This is a genomic window from Blautia sp. NSJ-175 (genome assembly GCF_022867815.1).
GTDB lineage: Bacteria > Bacillota > Clostridia > Lachnospirales > Lachnospiraceae > Blautia > Blautia celeris.
This window is the reverse complement of the sequence record NZ_JALIFQ010000002.1, coordinates 217,333-242,466: the sequence shown is the minus strand read 5'-3', so window position 1 is coordinate 242,466 and position 25,134 is coordinate 217,333. Positions and strand designations below refer to the sequence as shown.

The 25,134-nt window shown below is 48.0% G+C and carries 15 protein-coding genes and 2 pseudogenes; 10 read left to right on the top strand and 7 right to left on the bottom strand.

Annotated features, from left to right (window positions below; all coding sequences use genetic code 11):
• Positions 1–86 precede the first annotated feature (86 nt).
• The 4 genes from ileS (at position 87) to rsmA (ending at position 10,143) form a co-directional block, all read left to right on the top strand.
• Positions 87–3,203, top strand: a complete 3,117-nt coding sequence (gene ileS / locus MUB35_RS04610) for an isoleucine--tRNA ligase (protein WP_244805816.1) — start codon at positions 87–89, stop codon at positions 3,201–3,203.
• A gap of 38 nt (positions 3,204–3,241) precedes the next feature.
• Entirely contained in the window at positions 3,242–5,704 is a 2,463-nt protein-coding gene (locus tag MUB35_RS04605; RefSeq protein ID WP_033140647.1) for a glycogen/starch/alpha-glucan phosphorylase, read from the top strand.
• 617 nt (positions 5,705–6,321) lie between these two features.
• Positions 6,322–9,180 (top strand): hypothetical protein, encoded by a 2,859-nt coding sequence (locus MUB35_RS04600; RefSeq protein ID WP_225305240.1) that lies wholly within the window; start codon positions 6,322–6,324, stop codon positions 9,178–9,180.
• Between the two features lie 78 nt (positions 9,181–9,258).
• Positions 9,259–10,143, top strand: coding sequence for a 16S rRNA (adenine(1518)-N(6)/adenine(1519)-N(6))-dimethyltransferase RsmA (rsmA, locus tag MUB35_RS04595; RefSeq protein WP_103732240.1), 885 nt, complete (start codon positions 9,259–9,261; stop codon positions 10,141–10,143).
• A gap of 11 nt (positions 10,144–10,154) precedes the next feature.
• Here rsmA and MUB35_RS04590 read toward each other — a convergent pair whose 3' ends face one another.
• A complete protein-coding gene (locus MUB35_RS04590; RefSeq protein WP_033140644.1) occupies positions 10,155–10,820 on the bottom strand; it encodes an HD domain-containing protein in 666 nt (221 codons plus the stop codon).
• A pseudogene (locus MUB35_RS30785) lies at positions 10,813–11,016 on the bottom strand (PhoH family protein); the annotation flags it as partial. The gene MUB35_RS04590 and the pseudogene MUB35_RS30785, both read right to left, overlap by 8 nt.
• A 303-nt stretch (positions 11,017–11,319) precedes the next feature.
• Between MUB35_RS30785 and MUB35_RS04580 the strand changes: the two are divergent.
• From MUB35_RS04580 to phnX, 4 genes and pseudogenes are all read left to right on the top strand, one after another.
• Positions 11,320–12,090, top strand: coding sequence for an ABC transporter ATP-binding protein (locus MUB35_RS04580; RefSeq protein WP_103732238.1), 771 nt, complete (start codon positions 11,320–11,322; stop codon positions 12,088–12,090).
• A gap of 4 nt (positions 12,091–12,094) precedes the next feature.
• Positions 12,095–14,748: pseudogene (locus MUB35_RS31000) on the top strand (extracellular solute-binding protein).
• 50 nt (positions 14,749–14,798) lie between these two features.
• Positions 14,799–15,896: a 2-aminoethylphosphonate--pyruvate transaminase gene (phnW, locus tag MUB35_RS04565; RefSeq protein ID WP_103732235.1), complete on the top strand. Its 1,098-nt coding sequence runs from the start codon at positions 14,799–14,801 to the stop codon at positions 15,894–15,896.
• A complete protein-coding gene (gene phnX / locus MUB35_RS04560; protein ID WP_103732234.1) occupies positions 15,893–16,660 on the top strand; it encodes a phosphonoacetaldehyde hydrolase in 768 nt (255 codons plus the stop codon). The genes phnW and phnX overlap by 4 nt, the downstream gene beginning before the upstream one ends.
• Before the next feature lie 318 nt (positions 16,661–16,978).
• On the opposite strand, the gene MUB35_RS04555 is transcribed toward phnX, so the two are convergent.
• A complete protein-coding gene (locus tag MUB35_RS04555; RefSeq protein WP_103732851.1) occupies positions 16,979–18,145 on the bottom strand; it encodes an ROK family transcriptional regulator in 1,167 nt (388 codons plus the stop codon).
• A 240-nt stretch (positions 18,146–18,385) separates the two neighbouring features.
• Here MUB35_RS04555 and MUB35_RS04550 point away from each other — a divergent pair, with 240 nt between their 5' ends.
• Complete coding sequence (locus tag MUB35_RS04550) at positions 18,386–19,273, top strand: DUF1002 domain-containing protein (RefSeq protein WP_054352998.1); 888 nt, start codon at positions 18,386–18,388, stop codon at positions 19,271–19,273.
• Between the two features lie 100 nt (positions 19,274–19,373).
• Here MUB35_RS04550 and MUB35_RS04545 read toward each other — a convergent pair whose 3' ends face one another.
• The 4 genes from MUB35_RS04545 to MUB35_RS04530 form a co-directional block, all read right to left on the bottom strand.
• Positions 19,374–20,027 carry a GTP pyrophosphokinase gene (locus MUB35_RS04545; protein ID WP_181014537.1) on the bottom strand — a complete coding sequence of 218 codons (654 nt, stop codon included), beginning with the start codon at positions 20,025–20,027 and terminating at the stop codon, positions 19,374–19,376.
• A gap of 167 nt (positions 20,028–20,194) precedes the next feature.
• Entirely contained in the window at positions 20,195–21,253 is a 1,059-nt protein-coding gene (locus MUB35_RS04540) for a PTS transporter subunit IIC (protein ID WP_033140635.1), read from the bottom strand.
• A 17-nt stretch (positions 21,254–21,270) separates the two neighbouring features.
• Complete coding sequence (locus MUB35_RS04535; protein WP_103732850.1) at positions 21,271–21,975, bottom strand: S1 RNA-binding domain-containing protein; 705 nt, start codon at positions 21,973–21,975, stop codon at positions 21,271–21,273.
• 167 nt (positions 21,976–22,142) lie between these two features.
• A complete protein-coding gene (locus tag MUB35_RS04530) occupies positions 22,143–22,877 on the bottom strand; it encodes a 3-isopropylmalate dehydrogenase (RefSeq protein ID WP_118593835.1) in 735 nt (244 codons plus the stop codon).
• A gap of 587 nt (positions 22,878–23,464) precedes the next feature.
• Between MUB35_RS04530 and MUB35_RS04525 the strand changes: the two genes are divergently transcribed.
• A complete protein-coding gene (locus MUB35_RS04525; RefSeq protein WP_103732946.1) occupies positions 23,465–25,123 on the top strand; it encodes a putative manganese-dependent inorganic diphosphatase in 1,659 nt (552 codons plus the stop codon).
• The last annotated feature ends 11 nt before the right edge of the window (positions 25,124–25,134 follow it).

Below are 25,134 nucleotides of genomic sequence, written 5' to 3'. Positions count from 1 at the left end.
GGTTAAACGATAGCTGAGGCTTTCGTCCTGTTGCAGGGCGGAGGCCTTTTTTATATCCCCCAGGCACAGAGAAAGGAGAATAAGACATGTATCAGAAAGTCCCCACAAACATGAATTTTGTGGAAAGAGAAAAAAACATCGAGAAATTCTGGGAAGACAATGAAATTTTCAAAAAGAGCATGGAACACAGAAAAGAAGGTGAGACCTACACTTTCTATGACGGCCCGCCCACAGCCAATGGCAAGCCACACATCGGCCATGTTCTGACACGTGTTATCAAAGATATGATCCCGAGATACCGCACCATGAAAGGCTGCATGGTACCGAGAAAGGCAGGATGGGATACCCACGGCCTTCCGGTAGAGCTGGAAGTGGAGAAAATGCTGGGTCTGGACGGCAAGGAACAGATTGAAGAGTACGGTCTGGAACCATTTATCAACCACTGCAAGGAATCTGTGTGGAAATACAAGGGAATGTGGGAGGATTTTTCGGGAACTGTAGGCTTCTGGGCAGATATGGATAATCCCTATGTCACCTACCATGATGATTTCATCGAGTCCGAATGGTGGGCTTTAAAACAAATCTGGGACAAAGGCCTTTTGTATAAAGGATATAAAATCGTTCCCTACTGCCCGCGCTGCGGAACCCCGCTTTCCAGCCATGAGGTAGCCCAGGGATACAAGGACGTAAAAGAACGCTCCGCTATCGCCCGTTTTAAAGTAAAAGGCGAGGACGCATATATTCTGGCATGGACCACAACACCCTGGACCCTTCCGTCCAATGTGGCACTGTGTGTGAACCCAAATGAAACCTATGTAAAAGTGACATCCGGGGAATACACCTACTATATGGCAGAAGCACTGCTTGATAAGGTTCTGGGAGAAGGAAATTATGAGATCCTGGAGCGCTATACAGGAAAAGAACTGGAGTACAAAGAGTATGAGCCGCTCTTCCCATTCGTAGAACTGAAAAAGAAAGCATACTATGTTACATGCGATACTTATGTAACGCTGACAGACGGTACCGGTGTGGTTCATATTGCACCTGCCTTCGGTGAAGATGACAGTAAGGTGGGAAGAGCCTATGACCTGCCGTTCTTACAGTTAGTAGATGAAAAAGGTGAGATGACCGCAGAGACTCCGTGGGCAGGTACTTTCTGCAAAAAAGCAGATAAAGAAGTGCTGATTGACCTGGAAAAACGCGGCCTGCTGTTTGATGCGCCTGTATTTGAGCACAGTTATCCCCACTGCTGGAGATGTGACACTCCGCTGATCTATTATGCAAGAGAGTCCTGGTTCATCAAGATGACAGCCGTGAAGGAAGACCTGATCCGCAACAACAATACGATCAACTGGATTCCGGAAAGCATCGGCAAGGGACGCTTCGGAGACTGGCTGGAAAATGTACAGGACTGGGGCATCAGCCGCAACCGCTACTGGGGAACCCCGCTGAATGTGTGGGAATGTGAATGCGGACATATGCACTCCATCGGAAGCAAAGAAGAGTTAAAGGCAATGTCCGACAACTGTCCGGATGACATTGAGCTGCATAGGCCATACATTGACAATGTCACCATCCGCTGCCCGAAATGCGGCAAAGAGATGCACCGTGTGCCTGAGGTGATCGACTGCTGGTTTGACTCCGGTTCCATGCCTTTTGCACAGCATCACTATCCATTTGAAAATAAAGACCTGTTTGAGCAGCAGTTCCCGGCAGATTTCATCTCCGAGGCTGTGGACCAGACAAGAGGATGGTTCTACTCTCTGCTGGCTATCTCAACCCTGATCTTCAACAAGGCTCCGTTTAAGAATGTAATCGTGCTGGGCCATGTGCAGGATGAAAACGGACAGAAGATGAGCAAATCAAAGGGCAATGCCGTTGATCCGTTTGAGGCTCTGGATACCTACGGGGCTGATGCCATCCGCTGGTATTTCTATGTAAACAGTGCGCCCTGGCTGCCGAACCGTTTCCACGGCAAGGCTGTACAGGAGGGACAGCGCAAATTCATGGGTACCCTGTGGAATACCTACGCGTTCTTCGTGCTGTATGCAAATATCGACAACTTTGACGCTACAAAATACAAACTGGAATACGACAAGCTTCCTGTTATGGATAAATGGCTGCTGTCCAGGCTCAATACCCTGGTGAAAACCGTGGATGACAACCTGGCAAACTACCGCATCCCTGAGACAGCCCGCGCGCTGCAGGATTTTGTGGATGAGATGAGCAACTGGTATGTGAGAAGAAGCCGTGAGCGTTTCTGGGCAAAAGGTATGGAACAGGATAAGATCAATGCTTATATGACCCTGTACACAGCCCTTGTGACCGTTGCAAAAGCAGCAGCACCTATGATTCCGTTCATGACAGAGGATATTTACCAGAACCTTGTGAGAAGCATTGACAAGGACGCACCGGAAAGTATCCATCTGTGTGATTTCCCGGAATGCAATGAGGCGTGGATCGACGCTGAACTGGAAGAGAACATGGAAGACCTTCTGGAAATCGTGGTAATGGGCCGTGCATGCAGAAATGCGGCAAATATCAAGAACCGCCAGCCAATCGGCAAAATGTTCGTCAAGGCCCCATTCCAGCTCTCCGACTTCTATAAAGAGATCATTGAGGATGAACTGAATGTGAAGAAAATGAGCTTTACAGACGATGTGAGAGATTTTACATCCTACAGCTTCAAGCCTCAGTTAAAGACCGTGGGACCAAAATACGGCAAGCATCTGAACAGCATAAGAGCAGCCCTTTCCTCCATCGACGGCAATGCAGCCATGGATGAGCTGAAGGCCGGCGGCGAGCTGAAACTTGACATTGACGGTCAGGAAATAGTATTATTAGAAAGTGACTTACTCATTGACACTGCGCAGATGGAAGGATATGTTTCCGAATCAGACAATGACATCACGGTTGTACTCGATACAAACCTGACTCCGGAATTAATTGAAGAGGGCTTTGTGAGAGAAATTATCAGCAAAGTCCAGACCATGCGTAAAGAGGCTGGTTTCGAGGTAATGGATAAAATCAGAATTTCCCTTACAGGAAACCAGGTGATTGAGGGCATCTTCCGCGCTCACGAGGCGGACATCAAGGCAGAGGTACTGGCAGAAGACGTCAACTACAATGAAGTAAGCGGCTATACAAAGGATTGGAAGATCAATTCTGAAAGCGTGACATTAGGTGTGGAGAAGATTTCATAAGGAATCTTCCCGGCCGGTCAGTTCCGGAGGAGGAGAAAATGTTAGATAATAATTTCAAAAAAGAAGAGTTTAAGAAAAGCGTCAGGGAAAATGTAAAGATGCTTTACAGAAAGACCATTGAGGAAGCAAGCCAGGAGCAGATTTTCCAGGCAGTTTCTCTTGCGGTCAAGGACGTTATTATTGACAACTGGTTATTGACACAGAAGCAGTATGAAAAAGATGACCCGAAGATTGTATACTACCTGTCCATGGAGTTCCTTATGGGCCGTGCGCTGGGCAACAACCTGATCAACCTGTGCGCATACAATGAAGTGAAAGAGGCACTGGAGGAACTGGGATTTGACTTAAATGTGATCGAAGACCAGGAGCCGGACCCGGCCCTTGGAAACGGTGGTCTGGGAAGACTGGCAGCATGTTTCCTGGATTCCCTGGCAACTCTGGGCTACTGCGCTTACGGCTGCGGTATCCGTTACCACTATGGTCTGTTCAAACAGAAGATTGAGAACGGATTCCAGGTGGAAGTACCGGATAACTGGCTGAAAGACGGATATCCATTCGAACTTCGCCGTCCGGAATACGCCAAAGAAGTAAAATTCGGCGGATATGTAAAGGTAGTATATGACCCAGCCACAGGCAGAAACAATTTCGTACAGGAAGGTTACCAGTCCGTACTGGCTATTCCATACGACATGCCTATCGTGGGTTACAACAACAAGATCGTCAACACCCTGAGAATCTGGGATGCACAGGCCATCAGTGAATTCCAGCTTGATCTGTTTGACAAGGGTGACTACAGAAAAGCAGTTGAGCAGGAGAACCTTGCAAAGAATATCTGTGATGTCCTTTATCCCAATGACAATCACTATGCAGGTAAAGAGCTGCGTCTGAAACAGCAGTATTTCTTCATCTCCGCAAGTATCCAGGCTGCCATTGAGAAATTCAAAAAATCTCACAGCGACCTGCATGATCTGCCGAAGAAAGTTACCTTCCAGTTAAATGATACTCATCCGACCATGACTGTGGCGGAGCTTATGCGTATCCTTCTGGACGAGGAAGGCATGACCTGGGAGGAGGCATGGGAGATCACAACCCATACCTGCGCTTACACCAACCATACCATTATGGCAGAGGCACTGGAAAAATGGCCCATCGAGCTGTTCTCCAAACTGCTTCCCCGTATTTACCAGATCATTGAGGAGATCAACCGCAGATTCATCCAGGAGATCAACAATAAATATCCGGGCAATCAGGAGAAAGTCCGCAAAATGGCTATCATCTATGACGGCCAGGTCAAGATGGCACATCTGGCTATCGCAGGCGGTTACTCCGTAAACGGTGTTGCAAGGCTGCACACGGAAATCCTGAAGAAACAGGAGTTAAAGGATTTCTATGAGATGTATCCTGACAAATTCAACAACAAGACAAACGGTATCACACAGAGACGTTTCCTGCTCCACGGCAACCCGCTGCTGGCTGACTGGGTAACAGACCATATCGGAGACGGATGGGTGACAGACCTTTCACAGCTCTCCAAGCTGAAAGTATATGCGGATGACAAGAGAGCACAGCAGGAGTTCATGAATATCAAATATCAGAACAAGGTGCGTCTTGCAAAATATATTCTGGAGCACAACGGCATTGAGGTGGATCCGCGTTCTATCTTCGATGTACAGGTAAAGCGTCTGCATGAGTACAAACGCCAGCTTATGAATATTCTGCATGTGATGTATCTGTATAACCAGATCAAAGAGCATCCGGAAATGGATTTCTATCCGAGAACCTTCATTTTCGGCGCAAAAGCCGCAGCGGGATACGTGCGTGCAAAACTTACGATCAAGCTGATCAACGCAGTTGCAGATGTGGTGAACAATGATAAATCTATCAACGGAAAACTGAAAGTAGTATTTATTGAGAACTATCGTGTATCAAATGCGGAGATGATCTTCGCTGCAGCCGATGTGTCTGAGCAGATATCTACTGCAAGTAAAGAGGCGTCAGGAACCGGTAACATGAAGTTCATGCTGAATGGTGCGGTTACTATCGGTACTATGGATGGTGCCAATGTGGAGATCGTGGAAGAAGTGGGCGAGGAGAATGCGTTTATCTTCGGTCTGTCTTCCGACGAGGTTATCAACTATGAGAACCATGGCGGATATGATCCCATGCAGTATTTCAACAATGACCCGGATATCCGTAATGTGCTGATGCAGCTGATTAACGGAACGTATTCCAATGGTGACTTTGAGCTGTTCCGTGATATCTATGATTCACTGCTGAATACTAAGAGCAGTGACAGGGCAGATACTTACTTTATTCTGGCTGACTTTAAGGCTTATGCGGAAGCACAGAAGCGTGTGGAAGAGGCTTATAAGGATGAAGCGGGATGGGCTAAGAAGGCGCTGCTGAATACGGCATGCTCCGGTAAGTTCACATCCGACAGGACGATACAGCAGTATGTGGATGAGATTTGGCATCTGGATAAGGTTACGATTGATAAATAGAGATAGTGTTATCCTGATGAGTGCAGGGTGATGAGGTGAGGGAGCTGTCCTGATGAATTGAGAGGTTCATGGGGGGCGGCTCCCTTCTTGTGTTTAAAACCGGACGCCGGGTCTGGCCATAAGCTTCCCTGTACGGACGGGAGCAGAGAACTTCCGAGCTAACACGCAACCCGCACTAAGTTCATCGCCTTAGGGCTCTTCACTAAGTGCTTGCTAGCGTGTGGATCTCGTAAGATTCTCTAAGCGCTCCTAAACGCCCGTACAGGGAAGCTTATGGCCAGACCCGGCTGTGCGTTTATGCGGGAGGTGTAAGCAGTTCGATGTGGGACACGACATAGAATTCTGCTTGTGTCAGACGTTTACTTGCCGTTATCGGTTTAAAATATGGATAAAATACTGACATAATAGAAAATGTTAAAATAATTTCTGAATTTGATGATAAAATATATCTGACATGTAATAATTGGTGTATTTGTCAAAACTACGTGCCAATCATTTCTTTTGACATCCTTTTTGGTCTATGGTACACTGAAAATAATTATGGAGAAATATACCCTACCGTAATAATGTCTGAAGACTACTCGAAATTGAAGAATATACTAACAGAGGTGAAAACAGTGGACAAGAACGAATACCGTGCCAAGCTGGACGTGATCAACGATCTGGTTGACAGGCAGGACTATAAGGGGGCTCTGGAGATTGTCGATACGATTGACTGGCGCAGGGTGCGAAGTGCAAGAACACTCTGTATGGTCGGCGAGATTTATGAGGCGAATAAACGGTATGAAGACAGCCGCAGGCTGCTCATACTGGCACATCAGAGGGCACCTATAGGAAAAACAGTAATATACCGGCTGGTTGAGCTGGCAATCAAAATGGGGAATTTTGATGAGGCAGTGGAATATTACAACCAGTTTGTAGAAATCTCCCCGAATGATAACTCACGTTACATATTAAAGTACAAGATCTACAGAGGAAGACGTTCACCCATCCAGGAACAGATCGCAATTCTGGAAGAATACAAGGGACGTGAGTATACGGAGCGCTGGTCTTATGAGCTGGCAAGGCTGTATGCCAAGGCTGGTATGAAGGACAAATGTGTGGAAGAATGCGATGACCTGATTCTCTGGTTCAGTGAAGGCAAATACGTGATAAAAGCCATGGAGCTGAAAATGAAATATGCTCCGCTTTCTCCAAGCCAGGAGGAAAAGTACAGAAACCGTTATGTGGAACCGTCACCGGAGAGCGCCGCGGCAGCCGCAGCAGCTACAATAACCGCAGCCACACAGGCGGCTTCAAAGCTTGTCAGCCAGTCCGTGGGTACAGGAATTGCAGAACAGAATACAGATGAAATGCCCCATATCGAGTCAGTCCGCTCCAGGGCAACCGGAAAGGCACCGGAGGAAGTAACCGTATTTTCACCGATTCTGGAAACAACAGGGGTTTTACAGGATAAAATTGCAAAGGGTATCCGGGATGTATTCTCCGGCGGCCCGAAAGTAGAAGAGCCGGAGGCTGAGACAGATGCGCCGGCAGAATCTGCCGCAGATGATATACAGAGCTACGGCATGGAAGATGACACCAGGGATTACGTGGTAAAAGAACTGGAACCGGACAAACCTGCATCATCCAGCATCACACCTGCAGCCATGAAACAACCGGTATCAAGACCTGTCGAGGCACCGAAAGAGCCTGTCCGGGAGGTTGATTTGGACGCTATTCTGGCTGAGACAGCAGGAGAACTGGCACAGGCAGTCGCAAAGGTATCCGAAGGGGTAACACCGGCAGTTGAAGCCGTGGCCGAAACAGCGGCAAATGTGGCAGAAGACACGGTGATGCCGTCTGAGATATCGGCAGAATCCAATGCGGCAGATGCAGAAAACGATAGAAGTGAACCACAGCCAATATACGAAGCAGATCAGGAGCAGCAGCCGGTTTCAGAAGCAGTGGAGGAGCCGGTAAGAGAATATACGATCGGCTCACAGCCAACGGTTCCGGATGGGGAAGCTGCCCAGTCTGAACAGACAGTTTATGAGCCGGCTCAGCCACAGCAGACGGAAGCAGGATCATTCCAGGCTGAACAGGCAGCATATGAACCGGCTCAGCCACAGCAGGCGGAAGCGGGATCATTCCAGTCTGAACAGACAGCATATGAATCAGCTCAGCCCCAGCAGGCGGAAGCGGAATCATTTCAGGCTGAGCAGACAGCATATGAACCGGCTCAGCCACAGCAGGCGGAAGCGGAATCATTCCAGGCTGAGCAGACAGCACCGGAATCCCCCCAGTTTGACCAGGCAGTACCGGAGTCAGTTCAGCCACAGCAGGCGGCCCCGGAACCCGTCCAGCCAGAGCTGGAGCAGCCGTCCATGGAATCCATCATGGCAGAGGCAGCCATCACCTCAGAACCGGACGATTTAGAAGGCAGAACCATCGAAATACCGGTAGATGAAGTGAAAGCAGGACTTGGCGGTATGACAATAGATCTGCAGAAAGCCCTGGAGTCAGCAGTTATGGAGCCGGAGACAACGGCACAGTCCAAGAGCGCCGCGCAGCCGGGAGATTATGCACAGCCAGGAAAAGCTGACCGGTCTGAAAGTTTTGAACAGCCTGAATATCCGGAGGATGAATTGGTCCAGACAGTTGCTGAAGACAAGCGTATGCCTAAAGAGGCATCCATGTCTCCTGCAGGGACTGCCACAGAATCCATACTGAGACATCACCTTACCCCGGAAGAACAGAAACGTCTCTTCACTTACTTTGCCCCCATACCGGGCCTGACCCAGCAGATTACAGAAGCACTTGACATTGCACAGGAGTCTGCCTGTGAAAGGACATCAAAATCCGGAAATATAGTGATTACAGGACGCGAAGGTGCAGGCAAGACCCGCCTGTCAGAGGGCCTGATAAAAGCCATCTGTAAGGAGCGCCATATGGAAGGCGCCAAGATCGCATATTTGGATGCGGAGAAGATGAATGAGAAGGACCCGGCCTATGTAGTTGACAAGCTGGCCGGCGGCTTTCTGGTAGTGGAAAACGCTTCATCATTAAAAGCGGATGTGATAGAGAAACTTTCCAAGGCCATGGAATTCAGGACAAACCGTCTGACTGTTATTTTGGAAGACTTGAAGCCGGGCATTCAGAGCCTGGAGAAGACGTATCCGGAGTTTATGGAGAAATTCGATTCCCGCGTAGTCATTCCGGTATTTACCAATGACGAGCTGGTATCCTTTGCAAAGACATATTCCAAAGAGATGGGATACAAAATTGATGACATGGCTGTTCTGGCCCTGTACACCTTGATTGGTGACAACCAGGACGAAGACGATCCCGTATCAGTGGGACAGGTAAAAGAGATGATGGACAACGCGATCAAACGTGCCTCCAGAGGCGGAAGACGCCCGGGCAAAAAAGTGGCAAAACGCCACCTGGATGAGAGCGGACGCATTATGCTTTACGAAAAAGACTTTGATGTATAAAATAATCCCCGGCAGCGCATTGGAGTGTGTAAACTCCGGCCTGCCGGGGAACATTAAATTATGACGGGAGATGAAAAGATGACAGCCCCATACCTGGGAAATCCGAAAAGGACCATAGAGGTCCTGCAGAAATATGATTTTGTTTTTCAGAAAAAATACGGGCAGAACTTTTTAATCGATACCCATGTACTCGACAAAATAATAGATGCCGCACATATTACAAAGGATGACTTTGTGCTGGAGATAGGCCCCGGTATCGGAACCATGACCCAGTATCTGGCACAGGCCGCCGGAAAGGTATATGCGGTAGAGATCGACAAGACGCTGATTCCTATTTTGGAAGATACGCTTCAGGAATTTCCGAATGTGACCATATTAAACGAAGACATTCTGAAAGTCGATATCAAAAAACTGGCAGAGGAGCACAACGCAGGAAAACCAATCAAAGTTGTGGCGAATCTGCCATATTATATTACGACGCCGATTATCATGGGATTATTTGAAAGTGATGTGCCTATTGCATCCATCACGGTTATGGTGCAGAAAGAGGTAGCAGACCGCATGCAGGTGGGACCGGGAACCAAAGACTACGGCGCCCTGTCTCTGGCAGTCCAGTATTACGCTGATCCGTACATTGTGGCAAATGTGCCTCCAAACTGCTTTATGCCGAGACCGAAAGTGGGAAGTGCGGTCATACGCCTGACACGCCACAGAGAACCGCCTGTGGACGTAAGGGATGAAAAGCTCATGTTCCGATTGATCAGAGCCTCCTTTAACCAGAGGCGGAAGACACTGGCTAACGGACTGAACAATTCTCCGGAGCTGTCATTTTCCAAAGAGGAAATACAGCGCACCATAGAATCCTGCGGTTTTCAGGCCGGTATCCGGGGAGAGACACTGACGCTGGCGGACTTTGCGAGACTGGCAAATGCCCTTGCAGACGGAAATACCGCAAAAGAATAACAACGGCGGTATCAGCAGATCTTATTGCCGTTTGCCATCAGCTTGAATTTCATGCCCAGCATTTCCGAGGCCCGTTTACACATGAGCATACGCTGCATGAAAATCTCAAAGTAATCCATGATGGAACAAATCTCTTCATCCAGTTCAATATTGAGCTGGATGATTTTTTTATCCATATGAATGGAGAGTGCGGAGGAGATGGCAGCATAATTGACTCTGTCGTGCTTATCGAAATTTTCCCGTATGGGGTTGCGCACTCGGTTGCGGCGCACATCCGTCTTGTCAGCCAGAATGACAGCCGCGGAGACCGGATCTACAGCGCTGCCGGTTCCCTCATCGTGCTGACCGATGGCGCTTATGATCACTGCAGTGTCCCTTGGCGGAAGTTTATATTTTTGAAGAATGTGCATAGCCATAAGCGCACCGCTGTGGGCGTGGTCGCTGCGGTTGATACAGTTTCCCACATCGTGAAGGAGTCCGGCCACTTTTGCAAGCTCCACTTCACGCTTTCCATATCCAAGTTTTTTCAGTATTTTTCCTGCTGTCTCAGCAACCTTGACGGCATGCCGGCAGGAGTGCTCCGTGAAGCCCAGGACACCCAGGCTGTGATTGCCCTGTTCCATGTATGCTTTCACTTCTTCGGATTTCTTCAGTTCCTTATAAATATTTTCATTCATATTTCTTTTCTTTTACCCTTCTGACGGCATCTGTAGCCGGGTCAGAATGTTCGCATTCATCTGCTGTGAGGGTGATCTGACAGCAGAGCGGATTTCCTTTCATATATTCTTATGCAGAGCTGAGGCCATTAGTCCTCTCATCCGGAAAAGGATGGTCAATCTGGTTCGGGTCTCCCGGCAGGATGACCTTCGCTCCTCAGCAGCATTAAATTCTTCAGCCGCCTGACGGATTCTCTTGCGCGAGCGCCTTTTTCCCCTACTGCTTTCTGATCCACCCAGCTCCTTCAGTGTTTTTTTATCATACATCCATATAGGAAACAGTTCTATCATCCCATTGTTAAATCCACAGACAGTTTTTGTAAAACGGGACGTTCCGGCCTGCTTTACAGGCATTTAACGAAGAGCTTACGAAAACAGGATGGATGAAAAGACGAAAATGCAGTTTAATAGGCATTGTCAGCAGCAGCGCTGTACATGAAAGGAAAGGAGAATACATTTCATGTTAGAACTTCAGAATGTAAAGAAATCCTATGACGGGGTCACCATTTTGCAGAATATCAATCTTTGTATCGAGGAGGGAGAAATCGTCTCTATACTGGGCCCGTCCGGATGCGGCAAGACAACACTTTTGAACCTGATACTGGGCATTACGGATTTAGATGAAGGAAAGATCATATTTAACGACAAAGATATCACAGACGTACCTATGGAGGAACGCGGATTTAATATTGTATTCCAGGATTATGCCCTGTTTCCCAATTTAAATGTATATGAAAACATTACATACGGCCTCAGAAACAAACCGGACATATCCAGCGAGAAGGAAGTACAGGAATTCATTCATCTTCTGGGGCTTGAGGAGCATCTGGAGAAGAAGATAGAACAGCTCTCCGGAGGCCAGAAGCAGCGTGTGGCGCTGGCCAGAACCATGGTGATGAAGCCTAAGATCCTTCTTCTGGACGAGCCTCTGAGTGCCCTGGACGGCGTTATCAAGGAATCCATCAAGGAGAAGATCAAAGAGATCTCCAGAGAATTCCATCTGACAACCATTATCGTCACCCACGATCCGGAGGAGGCGCTGACCCTGTCCGATAAAGTGCTGATCGTAAACAAAGGAACCATTTCCCAGTACGGATGTCCGGAGGAAATCATAACTGCTCCGCAGAACCTCTTTGTAAAAGAGTTCATCCTGAACCAGTTGGAAATCAAGAAAAACAATATTTTCATGCTGTTCCGCCAGGATAAGCAGGTGAGTCTGCAGGTGGTGTGACTGTATGATAAAAAGAAATGAAAAGGAAATAAAGGTGATTTATGTACTGGTGGTCCTCCTGTTTTTGATATTTCTTGCAGTTCCCATAGTAAGGCTGCTGGGAAAATCCTTTGAGGGGACAGATGGATTGTCCGCGGAAAACTACATTGCAGTGCTGACCGGAAAAGGATTCGGCAGGGCACTTTTGAACAGTCTGTGGATTTCCGTGTGCAGTGCGCTTCTGGCTACTCTGCTGGCATTTTTCCTGGCTTACACGATCCATTACACCAATCTGAAAAAGAGGACAAAGAAACTGATTCGTACTTTGGCGGTTCTTCCCATGCTGCTCCCCACAATTACCTATGGGTTTGCCATTATTTATTCCTTCGGCAAACAGGGACTTCTGACGAGGCTTTTCGGACGTCAGATCTTTGAGATTTACGGCTTTAACGGCCTGCTTCTGGGGTATGTGATCTATACACTTCCCGTTTCCTTCCTGCTTATTTTGAACACCATGAGCTACATAGATAAAAAATTTATGGTGGTCTCAAGAGTCATGGGAGATAAACCTTTTGCCACCTTTATGGGAACCGTGGTGCGCTCACTTCTGGGCACTCTCGCAGCCTCCATGATACAGTGCTTTTTTCTGTGTTTTACTGACTACGGGATTCCCGCGTCGGTGGGAGGTAAGTTTGAGGTTGTGGCAACCGTTCTTTACAACGAAATGCTTGGCAGTGTGCCAAATTTCCGGAATGGAGCGGTAGTGGCAATGATGATGCTGCTCCCCTCTGTGCTGAGCATTTCCCTGCTTCACTGGCTGGAACGCTACAATGTCCGGTACAACAAGATTTCCGCCATAGAAATAAGACAGAACAGGAGAAGAGATTTTTTCTGCGGCCTGACAAGCGGTGTAGTTCTGCTTGTGATCCTCTCCGTATTTGCCGTGATCTTTGTGGTTCCCTTTGTGGAGGAATGGCCCTACAGAACAAATTTTACCCTGTCTCATGTGACGGAAGTCTTCCGGGACAGCAGTCTGCTGGGGGTATTTAAGAATTCCCTGCTCATGGCAGTGCTGACTGCGCTGGCAGGACTTGTCACCACCTATGGAGCGGCCCTTGCCACAGCCAGAAGCCAGCTTGGAAGGAGGTGGAAGGGCATCATTGAGAGCATTGCCCTGGTCACCAACACGATTCCGGGCATGGTGATCGGTATAGCATTTCTGCTTATTTTTACAGGTACACCGCTGCAGAATACCTTAGCGCTTATTATCCTGTGCAATGTGGTACATTTTTTTTCCACCCCGTACCTGATGATGAAAAACTCTCTGGAAAAGCTCAACAGTTCCTGGGAGACAACAGCCCTCCTGATGGGGGATTCCTGGGCGAAAACCATTTTCAGGATCGTAACGCCAAACATGCGCTCCACCATTCTGGAGGTATTCAGCTACTATTTTGTCAATGCCATGGTGACAGTCAGCGCCGTCATCTTTATCGCCGGAGCCAGAACCATGGTCATCACCACCAAAATAAAAGAGCTGCAGTATTACACCAGATTCAATGAAATATTCGTCCTGTCCCTTTTGATCCTGGCAACGAATCTGGTGGTGAAAGGACTAGTGGGATACCTGTCCCAGAGAGAATTCCATCCTGGAAAGATCCTGGAATCATCCATATTAAAAAAGAAAAGAGGAGTACAGAAAGTATGAAAATGAAAAAAGTGACAGCATTTATGATGACAGCAGCTCTGGCGGCATCCGTTCTTTCAGGGTGCGGTTCGGGCAGTGAGAAACAGGTAGTAATCTATTCCAATGCAGATGACGAGGCTGTGGAGGCTATGAAAGAGACACTGGACGCAAACGGTTATGAGGGAAAGTACCTGTTCCAGACCTTCGGCACCTCAGAACTGGGCGGCAAACTGCTGGCAGAGGGGAAAGATATTGAGGCGGACATGGTAACCATGAGCTCTTTCTATCTGGACAGTGCACAGGAGCAGAACAATATGTTCCTGGATCTGACCTTTGACTATAAAACCCTCACTGAGTTTCCGGCATTTTATGCACCCATCACCTCCCAGGAGGGCGCCATTATCCTGAACACAGAGATGCTCAGCGAAAACAACCTGGACAGACCGGAGAGCCTGAAAGACCTGACAAAACCGGAATACAAAGACCTGCTATCCGTGACAGATATCAAAAGTTCATCCACAGCATGGCTTCTTATGCAGGCGCTTGTCAGTGAATACGGCGAGAACGGTGCCAAAGACGTCCTGAAAGGCATCTATGAAAATGCCGGCGCCCACATCGAGAGTTCAGGCTCTGCGCCGCTTAAGAAAATCCGTGCCGGTGAGGTGGCAGTGGGATTCGGCCTCCGCCACCAGGCAGTTGCTGACAAAAAAGACGGCCTTCCCGTGGACTACGTGGACCCCAAAGAGGGCAACTTCTCCCTCACAGAGTCCGTTGCAGTCATTGACAAAAAAGAGGCGAACCCTCTGGCCATGGAAATGGCTCAGTGCATTGTGGAAAAAGGAAGAAGCGAGCTGATCAGGACATATCCGAACCCTATCTACGAGGGCGAGGAGGCAGACCCTGAAAATATGTCCGCCTACCCAAAAGTATTTCCAGAGAAGCTCACCGTTTCCTTACTGGAACGGCACCAGGAGCTTTCGGAAGAATGTAAATAAACGAAGGCTGTGAAAGATACCAATAAAATCACATACAGGAGAATAGAAACATGTTAAACTATAAATTATTAACCCCAGGTCCTCTGACCACGACAGACACCGTAAAAAAAGAGATGCTTTTTGACCACTGCACATGGGATGATGACTACAAAAAAATCACTCTTAGTATTCGCAGCCAGCTTCTGAAACTGGCTCATGTAACCGAACCGGAATACACAGTTGTCCTGATGCAGGGCAGCGGCACCTTCGGTGTGGAGTCCGTCCTCACCAGTGTGATCGGCAAGAGCGACAAACTTCTCATTGCCGCAAACGGTGCCTACGGCGAGAGAATGGCAGATATTGCTGCCCACGCAGGTATTCCCTATGTGCTGTACCGTGAGGAATACGACAAAGTCCCCTCAGCCAAGATCATCAAAAAGATCATAAAAGAAGACCCGGAGATCACCCATGTATCCATGGTCCACAGCGAAACAACCTCCGGTATCCTAAACGATATTGAATCTGTTGCAAAAGTGGTAAAAGACATGGGAAGGACCTTTATCGTGGATGCTATGTCCAGCTTCGGCGGTGTGGATATCCCGGCAGCAGACTGGGGCATTGATTTTCTTATCAGCAGTGCCAACAAATGCATCCAGGGTGTCCCCGGATTTTCCTTCATCATCTGCAGAAAAGACAAACTTATGGACAGCAGCGGAAAAGCCAGAAGCCTGTCCCTGGACCTGTACGACCAGTGGCTGACCATGAACAAAGACGGAAAATGGCGTTTCACATCCCCCACCCATGTAGTTCTGGCCTTCGCCAAGGCTCTTGAAGAACTGGAGGAGGAAGGCGGCATCCCGGCCCGTGCCAGACGCTATGAGGAAAACAACCGATATCTCATTGAAAAAATGGCAGAACTGGGCATACGTCCCTACATAGAAGGCAAATACCAGGGCCCCATCATCACAACCTTCTACTACCCGGAAGGCAGCCACTTCTCCTTTCAGGAGATGTACCGGTACATCAAAGAAAGAGGCTACGCCATCTATCCCGGCAAAGTCACAGATGCGGATACTTTCCGCATAGGAAACATAGGCGAGATTTACCATGAAGACATGGAAAACCTCTATAACATTATCAAAGAATTTCTGGAGGCAGACAAGAGATGAGCAGATTTGACGCAGTTATATTTGACTGGGCAGGAACCACAGTAGACTACGGAAGCTTCGCACCCGTACAGGCATTCATAAAAGCCTTTGAAGAATTTGGTATCACCCCCACCATAGAGGAGGTGCGTGCCCCCATGGGCATGCTGAAAATAGACCACATCCGCACTATGCTGTCCATGGAACGCATCCGTAATTTATGGTATCAGATCCACGGCGCTCCCTTCACAGAACAGGATGTAAAAGAGGTCTACGAGCACAGCGAGACAGCAATACTGGAAATCCTCCCCGACTTCGCTGCCCCCAAGCCCTACGTCCCGGAGACCATAGAAAAACTCCGAAGCCTGGGCCTTCAGATAGGCTCCACCACAGGATACACAGAACAAATGATGAAAATCGTAGCCCCCAAAGCCGCAGAGCAGGGATATGCCCCTGACTTTTGGTTCAGCCCCGACGACGTAGGCGGTATTGGCCGACCCTACCCCTACATGATCTTCCGCAACATGGAATCCATGCACCTGATGGATGTCCGCCGCGTTCTCAAAGTAGGTGACACCATAGCTGACATCAAAGAAGGCAAAAACGCCGGAATGCCAACCGCAGGCATCCTGGAAGGCAGCTCCGTCCTCGCCCTCACGGAACAGCAATACCAATCCCTCACTTCCAAGGCCCGTAACCACTGCCTCTATGAGACTGAACAAACATTCAAAACCGCCGGCGCCGATTACATCCTAAAAGACATCCGCGATATCCTGAACCTCCTGTAACTCCACCAGATTCCACACCCCATATCCACACCCAGCTTCCCCAGCCGCAGTCAAATCACAAGGGGGGGGAAAGGGTTCAATATTCTTCACAACAAAAGCCATCGCCCGGACATATCCAAACCGGGCGATGGCTTTTTCTATAAATATTAAAGGAAGGAGAGCCGGTCTTTCGACCGACATATGAAAAAGAAAATATAAAAATAATGTTTGTTTTGAATTATTTTTATGATATAAGTATATTCCCCAAATATGTGCAAATCATGTTTAAGTTGTGAAGAATTCATGAACGAAAACCGAATCTTTTATGAATGTAAAAAATTATCGTAAATTGTCACTAAACGGCACCCGTATTTTCAAATGTTTGATATCCAGAAAGTGCTCAGTCCCAAGCCGTATGCCGCCCATAAGTCCTGATGTATCCTGCAGTTTTGATGGAATGATGCGGCAGTCTCTGTTCTGGTGGCGGGCCAGATAGGCCACGATCCGCCGGTTGATGTCAGGGATATAGTTGGAGAAGGAGCTGTTCAGCACGATTAGGTCAATATTGAAGGTGTTGATGATATTATTAATGCCGATGGACATGTATTTTACAAACAGATCCATCATTTCCAGCGCCTCGGGTTTCTGTTCCTGATAAGCTCTCAGAAAGCTGTCAATGGTGACAGAATCCTGATGTGTGCGTGCGGCATATTCATTCAGTATGGCTCTCTCTGAGGCGTACAGCTCAAAACAGCCGTTATTGCCGCAGGGACAGGGCTTTCCGTCGGGAAACAGGATGGTGTGGCCAAACTCTCCGGCGTAGCCGTCACGGCCCTTGTAGAGCTGTTCATCGATCAGGATACCCATGCCGACACCGTCGTGGATATTCAGATGTATCATGTTTTTATAATTATAGTGGAAAGCAGACTCGCCCAGCACGGACAGGTTGGATTCGTTCTCCACAGTGACCGGTATGCCAAACTCCTCAGCCAGTATTTTACCGAGATGAGGCTCCGGAAGGGGATAATAGGGAGTGAATATTATTTCATTATCCCGCACAACACCGTATATGCCGATGGAGATCCCCACGATTCCGTAAGGCGCATCCTGACACCGTGGAATCGTCTCCTTTATTATACGGCGGAGTAGTTCAAGCAGGCAGTCCTCCTCCCGGAAAGGGTATTCCCTTAAATGGCAGTCCTCACCTTTCAGATCAGAGGTCAGGGTGATGATCTGTCTGGGATGGACGTCAATGGAGAAGGCATAGCCGCATTTTTTCTGGAATTCCATCAGGATCGGCTTTCTGCCCAGGGCGGTCTGGGCGCTCCCTATCTCAGCCACCAGATTCTGGTCCATAAGCTCCTGTACGATATTGGATATGGTTGCCTTTGTCAGGTGCAGCTCCTTGGCCAGGGCAGCGCGGGAAATGGGCGGATTGTTTACGATATACTCCAGGACCAGACGCCGGTTGTTGTCTCTTATCATTTCTTGGTTTGCGATTGCCATAAAGATCCTCCGTGATGCAGCAGCTGATCATGCCGCATCTTTTTACTGTTACAGTAATCATACCACTTTTTTGGTGCCTGGGGCAAGCAGTTTGTTTACCCACTATACAAATATTGTGAACAGTAACAACAGTAACTTAATAGAAACTTTAGATGCAGGATTTGGCGATTTGTGCTATTCTTAATAGCAAGCAGGGACATCCTGCGAGCTGCAAGGGGATAAATGAAAGGAGTTATGATTATGATGAAACGAGGAATTGCGTTCCTGGCTGCGGGGATCATGCTGCTGGCATCACCAGTCAGTGTACTGGCAGACAGGGAGGACGCCAAACTGGAAAAACCATATGTATCATTAGGCGCGGATCTGAATGCGCAGGAGCGTGCAACCGTACTGGAGCTTCTGGGGGTTACAGAGGATGACCTGAAAAATTATACGGTAGCCACTATCACCAACCAGGATGAACACGACTATCTGGATGCTTATCTGGACAAGAGTGTGATTGGTTCCAGAGCGCTCTCATCCGTACTGGTAGAAGGCAAGACGGACGGGAACGGAATCAAGGTAACAACTCACAACATTTCCTATTGTACCACCGGTATGTACCAGAATGCCCTGGTGACAGCAGGCATCAAGGATGCGGATATTGTAGTTGCGGGACCATTTAAGATCTCAGGGACAGCAGCTCTTGTAGGCGCCATTAAGTCCTACGAGAACATGACCGGAGAGAAAGTGGAGCAGGAAAATGTGGACACAGCCACCAATGAGCTGGTCATCACAGGAAAGCTGGCTGAGAATGTGGGAGACAGCGAGAAGGCAGAGCAGCTTGTGGGCGCGGTCAAGGAAAAGGTCGTGGAGGCCCAGAACATGTCAGAGGATGAGATAGGTGACGTGGTGGACCAGGCGGCAGATGAGATGGAGATCAATCTTTCCGCTGAGGACAGACAGGCTATTGTGAATCTGATGGAGAAGATCAAGGGGCTGGATCTGGACGTGGACAGCCTGAAGGAACAGGCAAAGGATTTGTATAACAAGATTGAGGACCTGGGACTGAAGCTGGATATTAACCAGGAAAAGGTACAGGGATTTTTTGATAAGATCATAGAGTTCTTTAAGAACCTCTTTAGCTGATAAATAAAAGGATGGCCCCGGGCATGCAGAATATCTGCGGCCAGGGGCCTCTCTTTCATACTTCTTAACAGCCGGCACTCTTTAAGGCCGGCCCGGACGTCTAATCATTATCATAACCGGTGCTGCACTTCTGAATTGCCTCGTTCAGGGACAGCATACGGCGGTCAAGCTGGGATGCTATTTTGGCACATTCCTGTAATTCACTGCTTATATAGGCCGGAGCATTTCCCTCAAATTTGTAATAAATCTTGTGCTCCAGGCTTGCCCAGAAGTCCTGGGCGATGGTGCGGATCTGTATTTCCACCTTGGTCTCCACTACTCCGTCTGACAGGAAGATGGGTACGGTTACGATCATATGGTAACTCTGATAACCGCTCTCCTTAGGATTCTTGATGTAATCCTTCAGGGAAAGTATCTTCAAATCAGTCTGTTTTGCAATCATGTCGGCTATGCGGTAAATATCTGAAGTGAAAGAACAGATGATTCGGATACCTGCAATATCGTTTACATACTTGACCATGTTCTCGATATTGGAATCATATCCGTTCTTCCTCAGTTTCTTTACAATACTCTCAGGAGTTTTAATCCTGGATTTTACATGTTCTATCGGATTATAACGGTGGATGTGCTGAAATTCTTCGTTCAGAATATCAATCTTGGTCCCCACTTCCTTCAATGCGGCATTGTACAGGAACATCAGAGTTTCCCAGCTGTTTACGTCCTCGTAATTGGTAATATGAAGGGCGCTGCTCATTCTTTTCACATCCTCTTTCGTGATTCGTGGCAGTTCAAGGACACTCTGTCAGGTGTATTTTACTGCCGGCAGGAAGATTTCCCACTTTTATCAAGTATATCACAAAAGCGTCAGATTGTCACATTTTTGACGATTGTTAATGAAAATTTTATAGGATTGACAATATTTTACACTTCCAGCTTCATATCACCATTCTTGATCCAGTTCAGCTTCCGCATACAGTTGCAGAAGAACAGGGACAGAAGTCCCGGCAGCAGAAAATGGATCACAATGATTTTCACCATTACGAGTACGGCCCCCTCTGCGGGAACCATAGTCTGCCATGTCATGATCTGGCCTACAAGCCCTGCGGTTCCCATTCCGGAACCGGTGGCGTTGTTGGTCATTTTAAATACCATGGTGCCGATGGGTCCCAGAATCGCACTGGACAGGATTACCGGCAGCCAGATGACCGGTTTTCTTACTATGTTGGGCACCTGGAGCATGGATGTACCGATTCCCTGTGCCAGAAGACCGGAAACCCCGTTCTCCTTAAAACTTGCCACAGCAAAGCCTACCATGTTGCAGCAGCATCCTACGGTTGCTGCGCCGGCAGCCAGACCGGACAGATTCAGGATAACGCCCAGTGCGGCAGAGCTTATAGGCAGCGTAAGTATCATGCCCATAAGGACAGACACGATGATGCCCATAAGAAACGGCTGCTGTTCGGTTCCCCAGTTGATAAGGGAGCCTAACTGTGTCATCATGCGGCTGATGGGAGGGCCTACAAGTATGCCCACAGCAGAACCGGAGAGGATACCCACAAGGGGTGCCAGGATAATATCCAGGCGTGTTCTGCCTGCTACCAGCCTTGCCAGTTCAATAGCAACATAAGCGGCCACAAAGGCACCGAGAGGTTCCCCGGGGCCGGACAGGATGACAGAACCGTCCTCTGCAAATACGGCGCCCGCAGTGATCTTACCTGCGAAACCGCCCACCATGCCTGCGGTGGCGGCAGAGAGCACCACAAGAGGTGCCTCCTTAAATCTGCAGGCCACACCCACACCGATTCCGGCGCTTGTCATGGCTGCAGCCATCTTGCCGAACTGGTACAGCAGAGTCCCGATATTTCCGCCAATGAGATTTCCTATCTGCTGGATGATCGTGCCGATGATCAGCGTGGCAAAAAGCCCGGAGGCCATGCCGCTCAAACCATCCACGAAAATCCGGTTCAGTAATTTTTTCAATGTTCTGTACTCCTGTCTTAATCCAGTTTGATATTTTTAAACAGGGAGCCGAGAGTGGTGGTCAGCTCTTCGCTTTTCGGAATTTCGATATCTTCAAACTCATCTTTCTCTTCCGGCACTTCCTGGAGTGCTTTCATGCTGAGGCTGATCTTGCCGTCTTCATTCTTGATCACTTTAACAGTTACCTTATCGCCTACAGATAAAACTGCTTTCGGGGATTTGATCCTCTTCTGGCTAATCTGGGATACGTGTACCAGACCGGAGATACCGTCACCTAAGTCCACGAATGCGCCGTAGTTCTGCAGTGTCTCAACAGTGCCTTCCAGAACTGTGCCGACTTTGATGTCAGCGATTTTTTCACGTCTCTCAGCGTCTCTCTTCTCTCTTAAGACTTCTCTTGCTGAGAGGACCAGGTTGTTCTCCTCCTCATTCACATCAAAGACGCGGACAGTCAGAGTTTTTTTCAGGAACTCTTCCGGGTCTTCCACATACTGCAGGGACAGCTTGGATACGGGGATGAAAGCGCGGATGCCTTCCACGTAAGCGATAGCGCCGCCTTTTACAATACCCTCAATAGTCACTTCAAATTCGGTCTTGTCCTCTTTCATCTTCTCCAGCTTCTCCCAGATGTCCATATCCGCATCTCTGAAACTTTCAAAAGAAGCATCGATCTCCTTTGCGAAGTCGTCCATAGTTTCCTGGTTTTTCATTTCTTCTGCCATGATTTTCCCTCCTGTGTCGGTTAGCAAATTCTTTTGCTTTCGATTATATCACAGAAAGGGGAAGGTCTGCAATGTCCGTGTGCAGTTCTTTCTATATCGGTGCATCGCGAAGCGTGTTACCAAGCACACAGTTGAACAGTAACCGGTTTTGAGGGTATGGGCAGGATTTATTGGATTTTCTGTTCAAAGTCCTGAATTGTCTCGGCCCTGGCCGCATATCTGAGCCAACGGTCCAGAACTTCGGTATCGTTCTGCTCCATAATATTTTGCTGCAGTTTTTCAGATACTTCACCCAGATCTTTAAGCAGAGTTATAATGCCCTCTGCCTTACCCAGAGCCAGACCTTCCGCTTTTTTGGCTTCCAGCTCATCCTTCATCAACTCTTCCAACGCTTCACACATAATCTTCGCCTCCTCGAATTTACCTCTGTTTGCACGGACAATAAGATCCATAACGGATTTATACAGGTTATTTTCTTTATGCTTTCCATACTGCTCAATCAAGCGTTTTGCCATTTCTGTTTCTTCCAGTTCATCTGTCAAGTGCCGCATGAGACTGCGCGGATACCGGTGGCATACAAAGGTTATGGTAATGTCATGAATGGCGATGCTGTCAGCCTGCGCGGTATCTGCCTTATAAAAATCATCCACGCTCAGATAATCCTTAGGACTTTTATATTCCACAATATTGTGCGTCCTGAAAATCCTTCCGATATTTTTCCGGATAGAAACATCTCTTTCTTTTTTTACAATCAGCACATCGATTTCCTTTGGTTTTGTCCCCAATTGATGCTCGTTTTCAAAGAGCAGCAGATCTGCCTCCGCTTCCAGTTCAATTTGAATCCCGGCATAAAAAGCAGGATGCCACTGCAGGGCATGCGGCTGCTGTTTCCGTTCTTCCATATAAAACCTCCTTTTTAGTTATAGACGCAGGAGGTTTCCAACCTTTCCGAAAACTCCTGCAAAAAATGTGGTGAAAAGCACGAATTTTCCGAAAGGACAGGCCGTACATACGTCGACCCGTTATTATGAAATGATATAAGATATTTTGAATCCCAAGACAGATTCAAAAAAAGAAAGATGATCCAGAAAATATGCTTTTTCTTAATTTTAGCACAGGCTTTTCCTGCCGGCAACAGGTATTTCCGGTCTATAACTGAAATATATTATGGTTCGGCCAGGGTCATCCAAGCAAATCTTATCTCCGCATAAAATCTGACAAAACAGTACGGAGGACACTGATCAGCAAACGATAAATCCCCATAACTGTTTATAATGAAAAAGGATATGAAAAAGGGCAGGTAAATTGATATTCTCCCAAAAGTATGTTAGGATGTAACTATTCAACAGGCCAGTGTATTTACCACACTGACCGCAGGAATTCCCCGGTAGGGGATCACGTTTAGCCGTCAGGCAGAAATACAATGCATAGACTGGAAAATTCTACAGAAAATTATAATTATATAGAAACAAGGGAAAGGACGCAGAGAATGGCAAAACAAGGGAAAATCTATATTATGGGCCATAAAAACCCGGATACGGATTCCATCTGCTCAGCTATCGCCTATACGGATATCAAGAACCGCTCCGGCGATGGAAGAAGATATTTGGCAAAGAGAGCAGGACAGATCAACAGTGAGACGGAGTATGTACTGAAGCGTTTCGGCATGGAAGCGCCGGGTTATCTGGCAGATGTGGGAACACAGGTGAAGGATATGGAGATCAGGGAGACACCCGGTGTTTCCAGCAGTATTTCCATCAAGGATGCCTGGGCCATCATGAAGGAGAGCAATGCCGTGACGCTGCCCATAACAAAAGAGGACGGACAGCTTGAGGGACTCATCACCACAGGAGATATTGCAAAATCCTATATGGATGCCCACGACAACTATTTCCTGTCAAATGCCAGAACCCAGTACAGGAGCATTGCCAACACTGTGGATGGAACTGTAGTGACGGGAAATCCCCATGGATATTTTGTCAAAGGCAAAGTGGTTATCGGTGCGGCCCATCCGGACAAGCTGGGAGAATTTCTGGAGGAGGACGACCTGGTGATCCTGGGTGACAGACACGAGGATCATTTGTGTGCCATCCGCGAGAACGTGAGCTGCTTTATTGTCTGCAACAACACCGAGGTGGCGGAGAATATCAAGGATGCAGCCGTGAAAAACGACTGTGTGATCATCCGTTCCCCCCTGGATACATTTACAGTGGCAAGACTTATCAACCAGAGTATTCCGGTAAAACACATCATGAAAAAGGATAATCTGATCACCTTCCAGACCGACGATTTCACAGACGATATCAAGGATGTGATGGTCAAGAACAGACACCGGGCTTTCCCTGTGGTGAACAAACATGGAAAATACATCGGAACCGTGTCAAGACGTAACCTGTTAGGCATGAAGAAGAAAGAGCTGATCCTGGTGGATCACAATGAGAAGACCCAGGCAGTGGATAATATTGATGCAGCGGATATCCTGGAGATCATTGACCACCACAGACTGGGATCTCTGGAAACCATCTCACCCATCATGTTCAGAAATCAACCGGTGGGATGCACTGCCACCATTATGTATCAGATTTATACGGAAAAAGCCATGGAAATACAGCCAAACATTGCAGGGCTTCTCTGTGCGGCCATCATTTCCGACACGCTTATGTTCCGTTCCCCCACCTGCACCCATATGGACAAAATGGCAGCAGGGGCGCTGGCTCTCATTGCCGGTATAAATATAGAAGAATTTGCAAAAGAAATGTTCACAGCGGGAAGCAATCTGAAAGGAAAGACCACAGAGGGCATTTTCTATCAGGATTTCAAACGCTTTACCGCAGACGACACCAATTTCGGCGTGGGACAGATCAGCTCCATGAATGAGGAGGAGCTGAAGGACCTGAAAAAACGCTTGATTCCGTTTATGAAAAAAGAATGCGGCAAGAACGGGATCACCATGGTATTCATCATGCTTACCAACATACTGGACGAATCCTCAGAGATTATCTGTTACGGGGACGGAAGCGGGAAACTGGTGGAGGATGCCTTTGGTGTGAAAGAGGAGGAGGGCGGCTATATCCTTCAGGGAGTCGTATCCAGGAAGAAACAGCTTATCCCGGCCTTTATCGGTACGCTGCAGCAGAATAATAACTAGGGCTCTGCGGG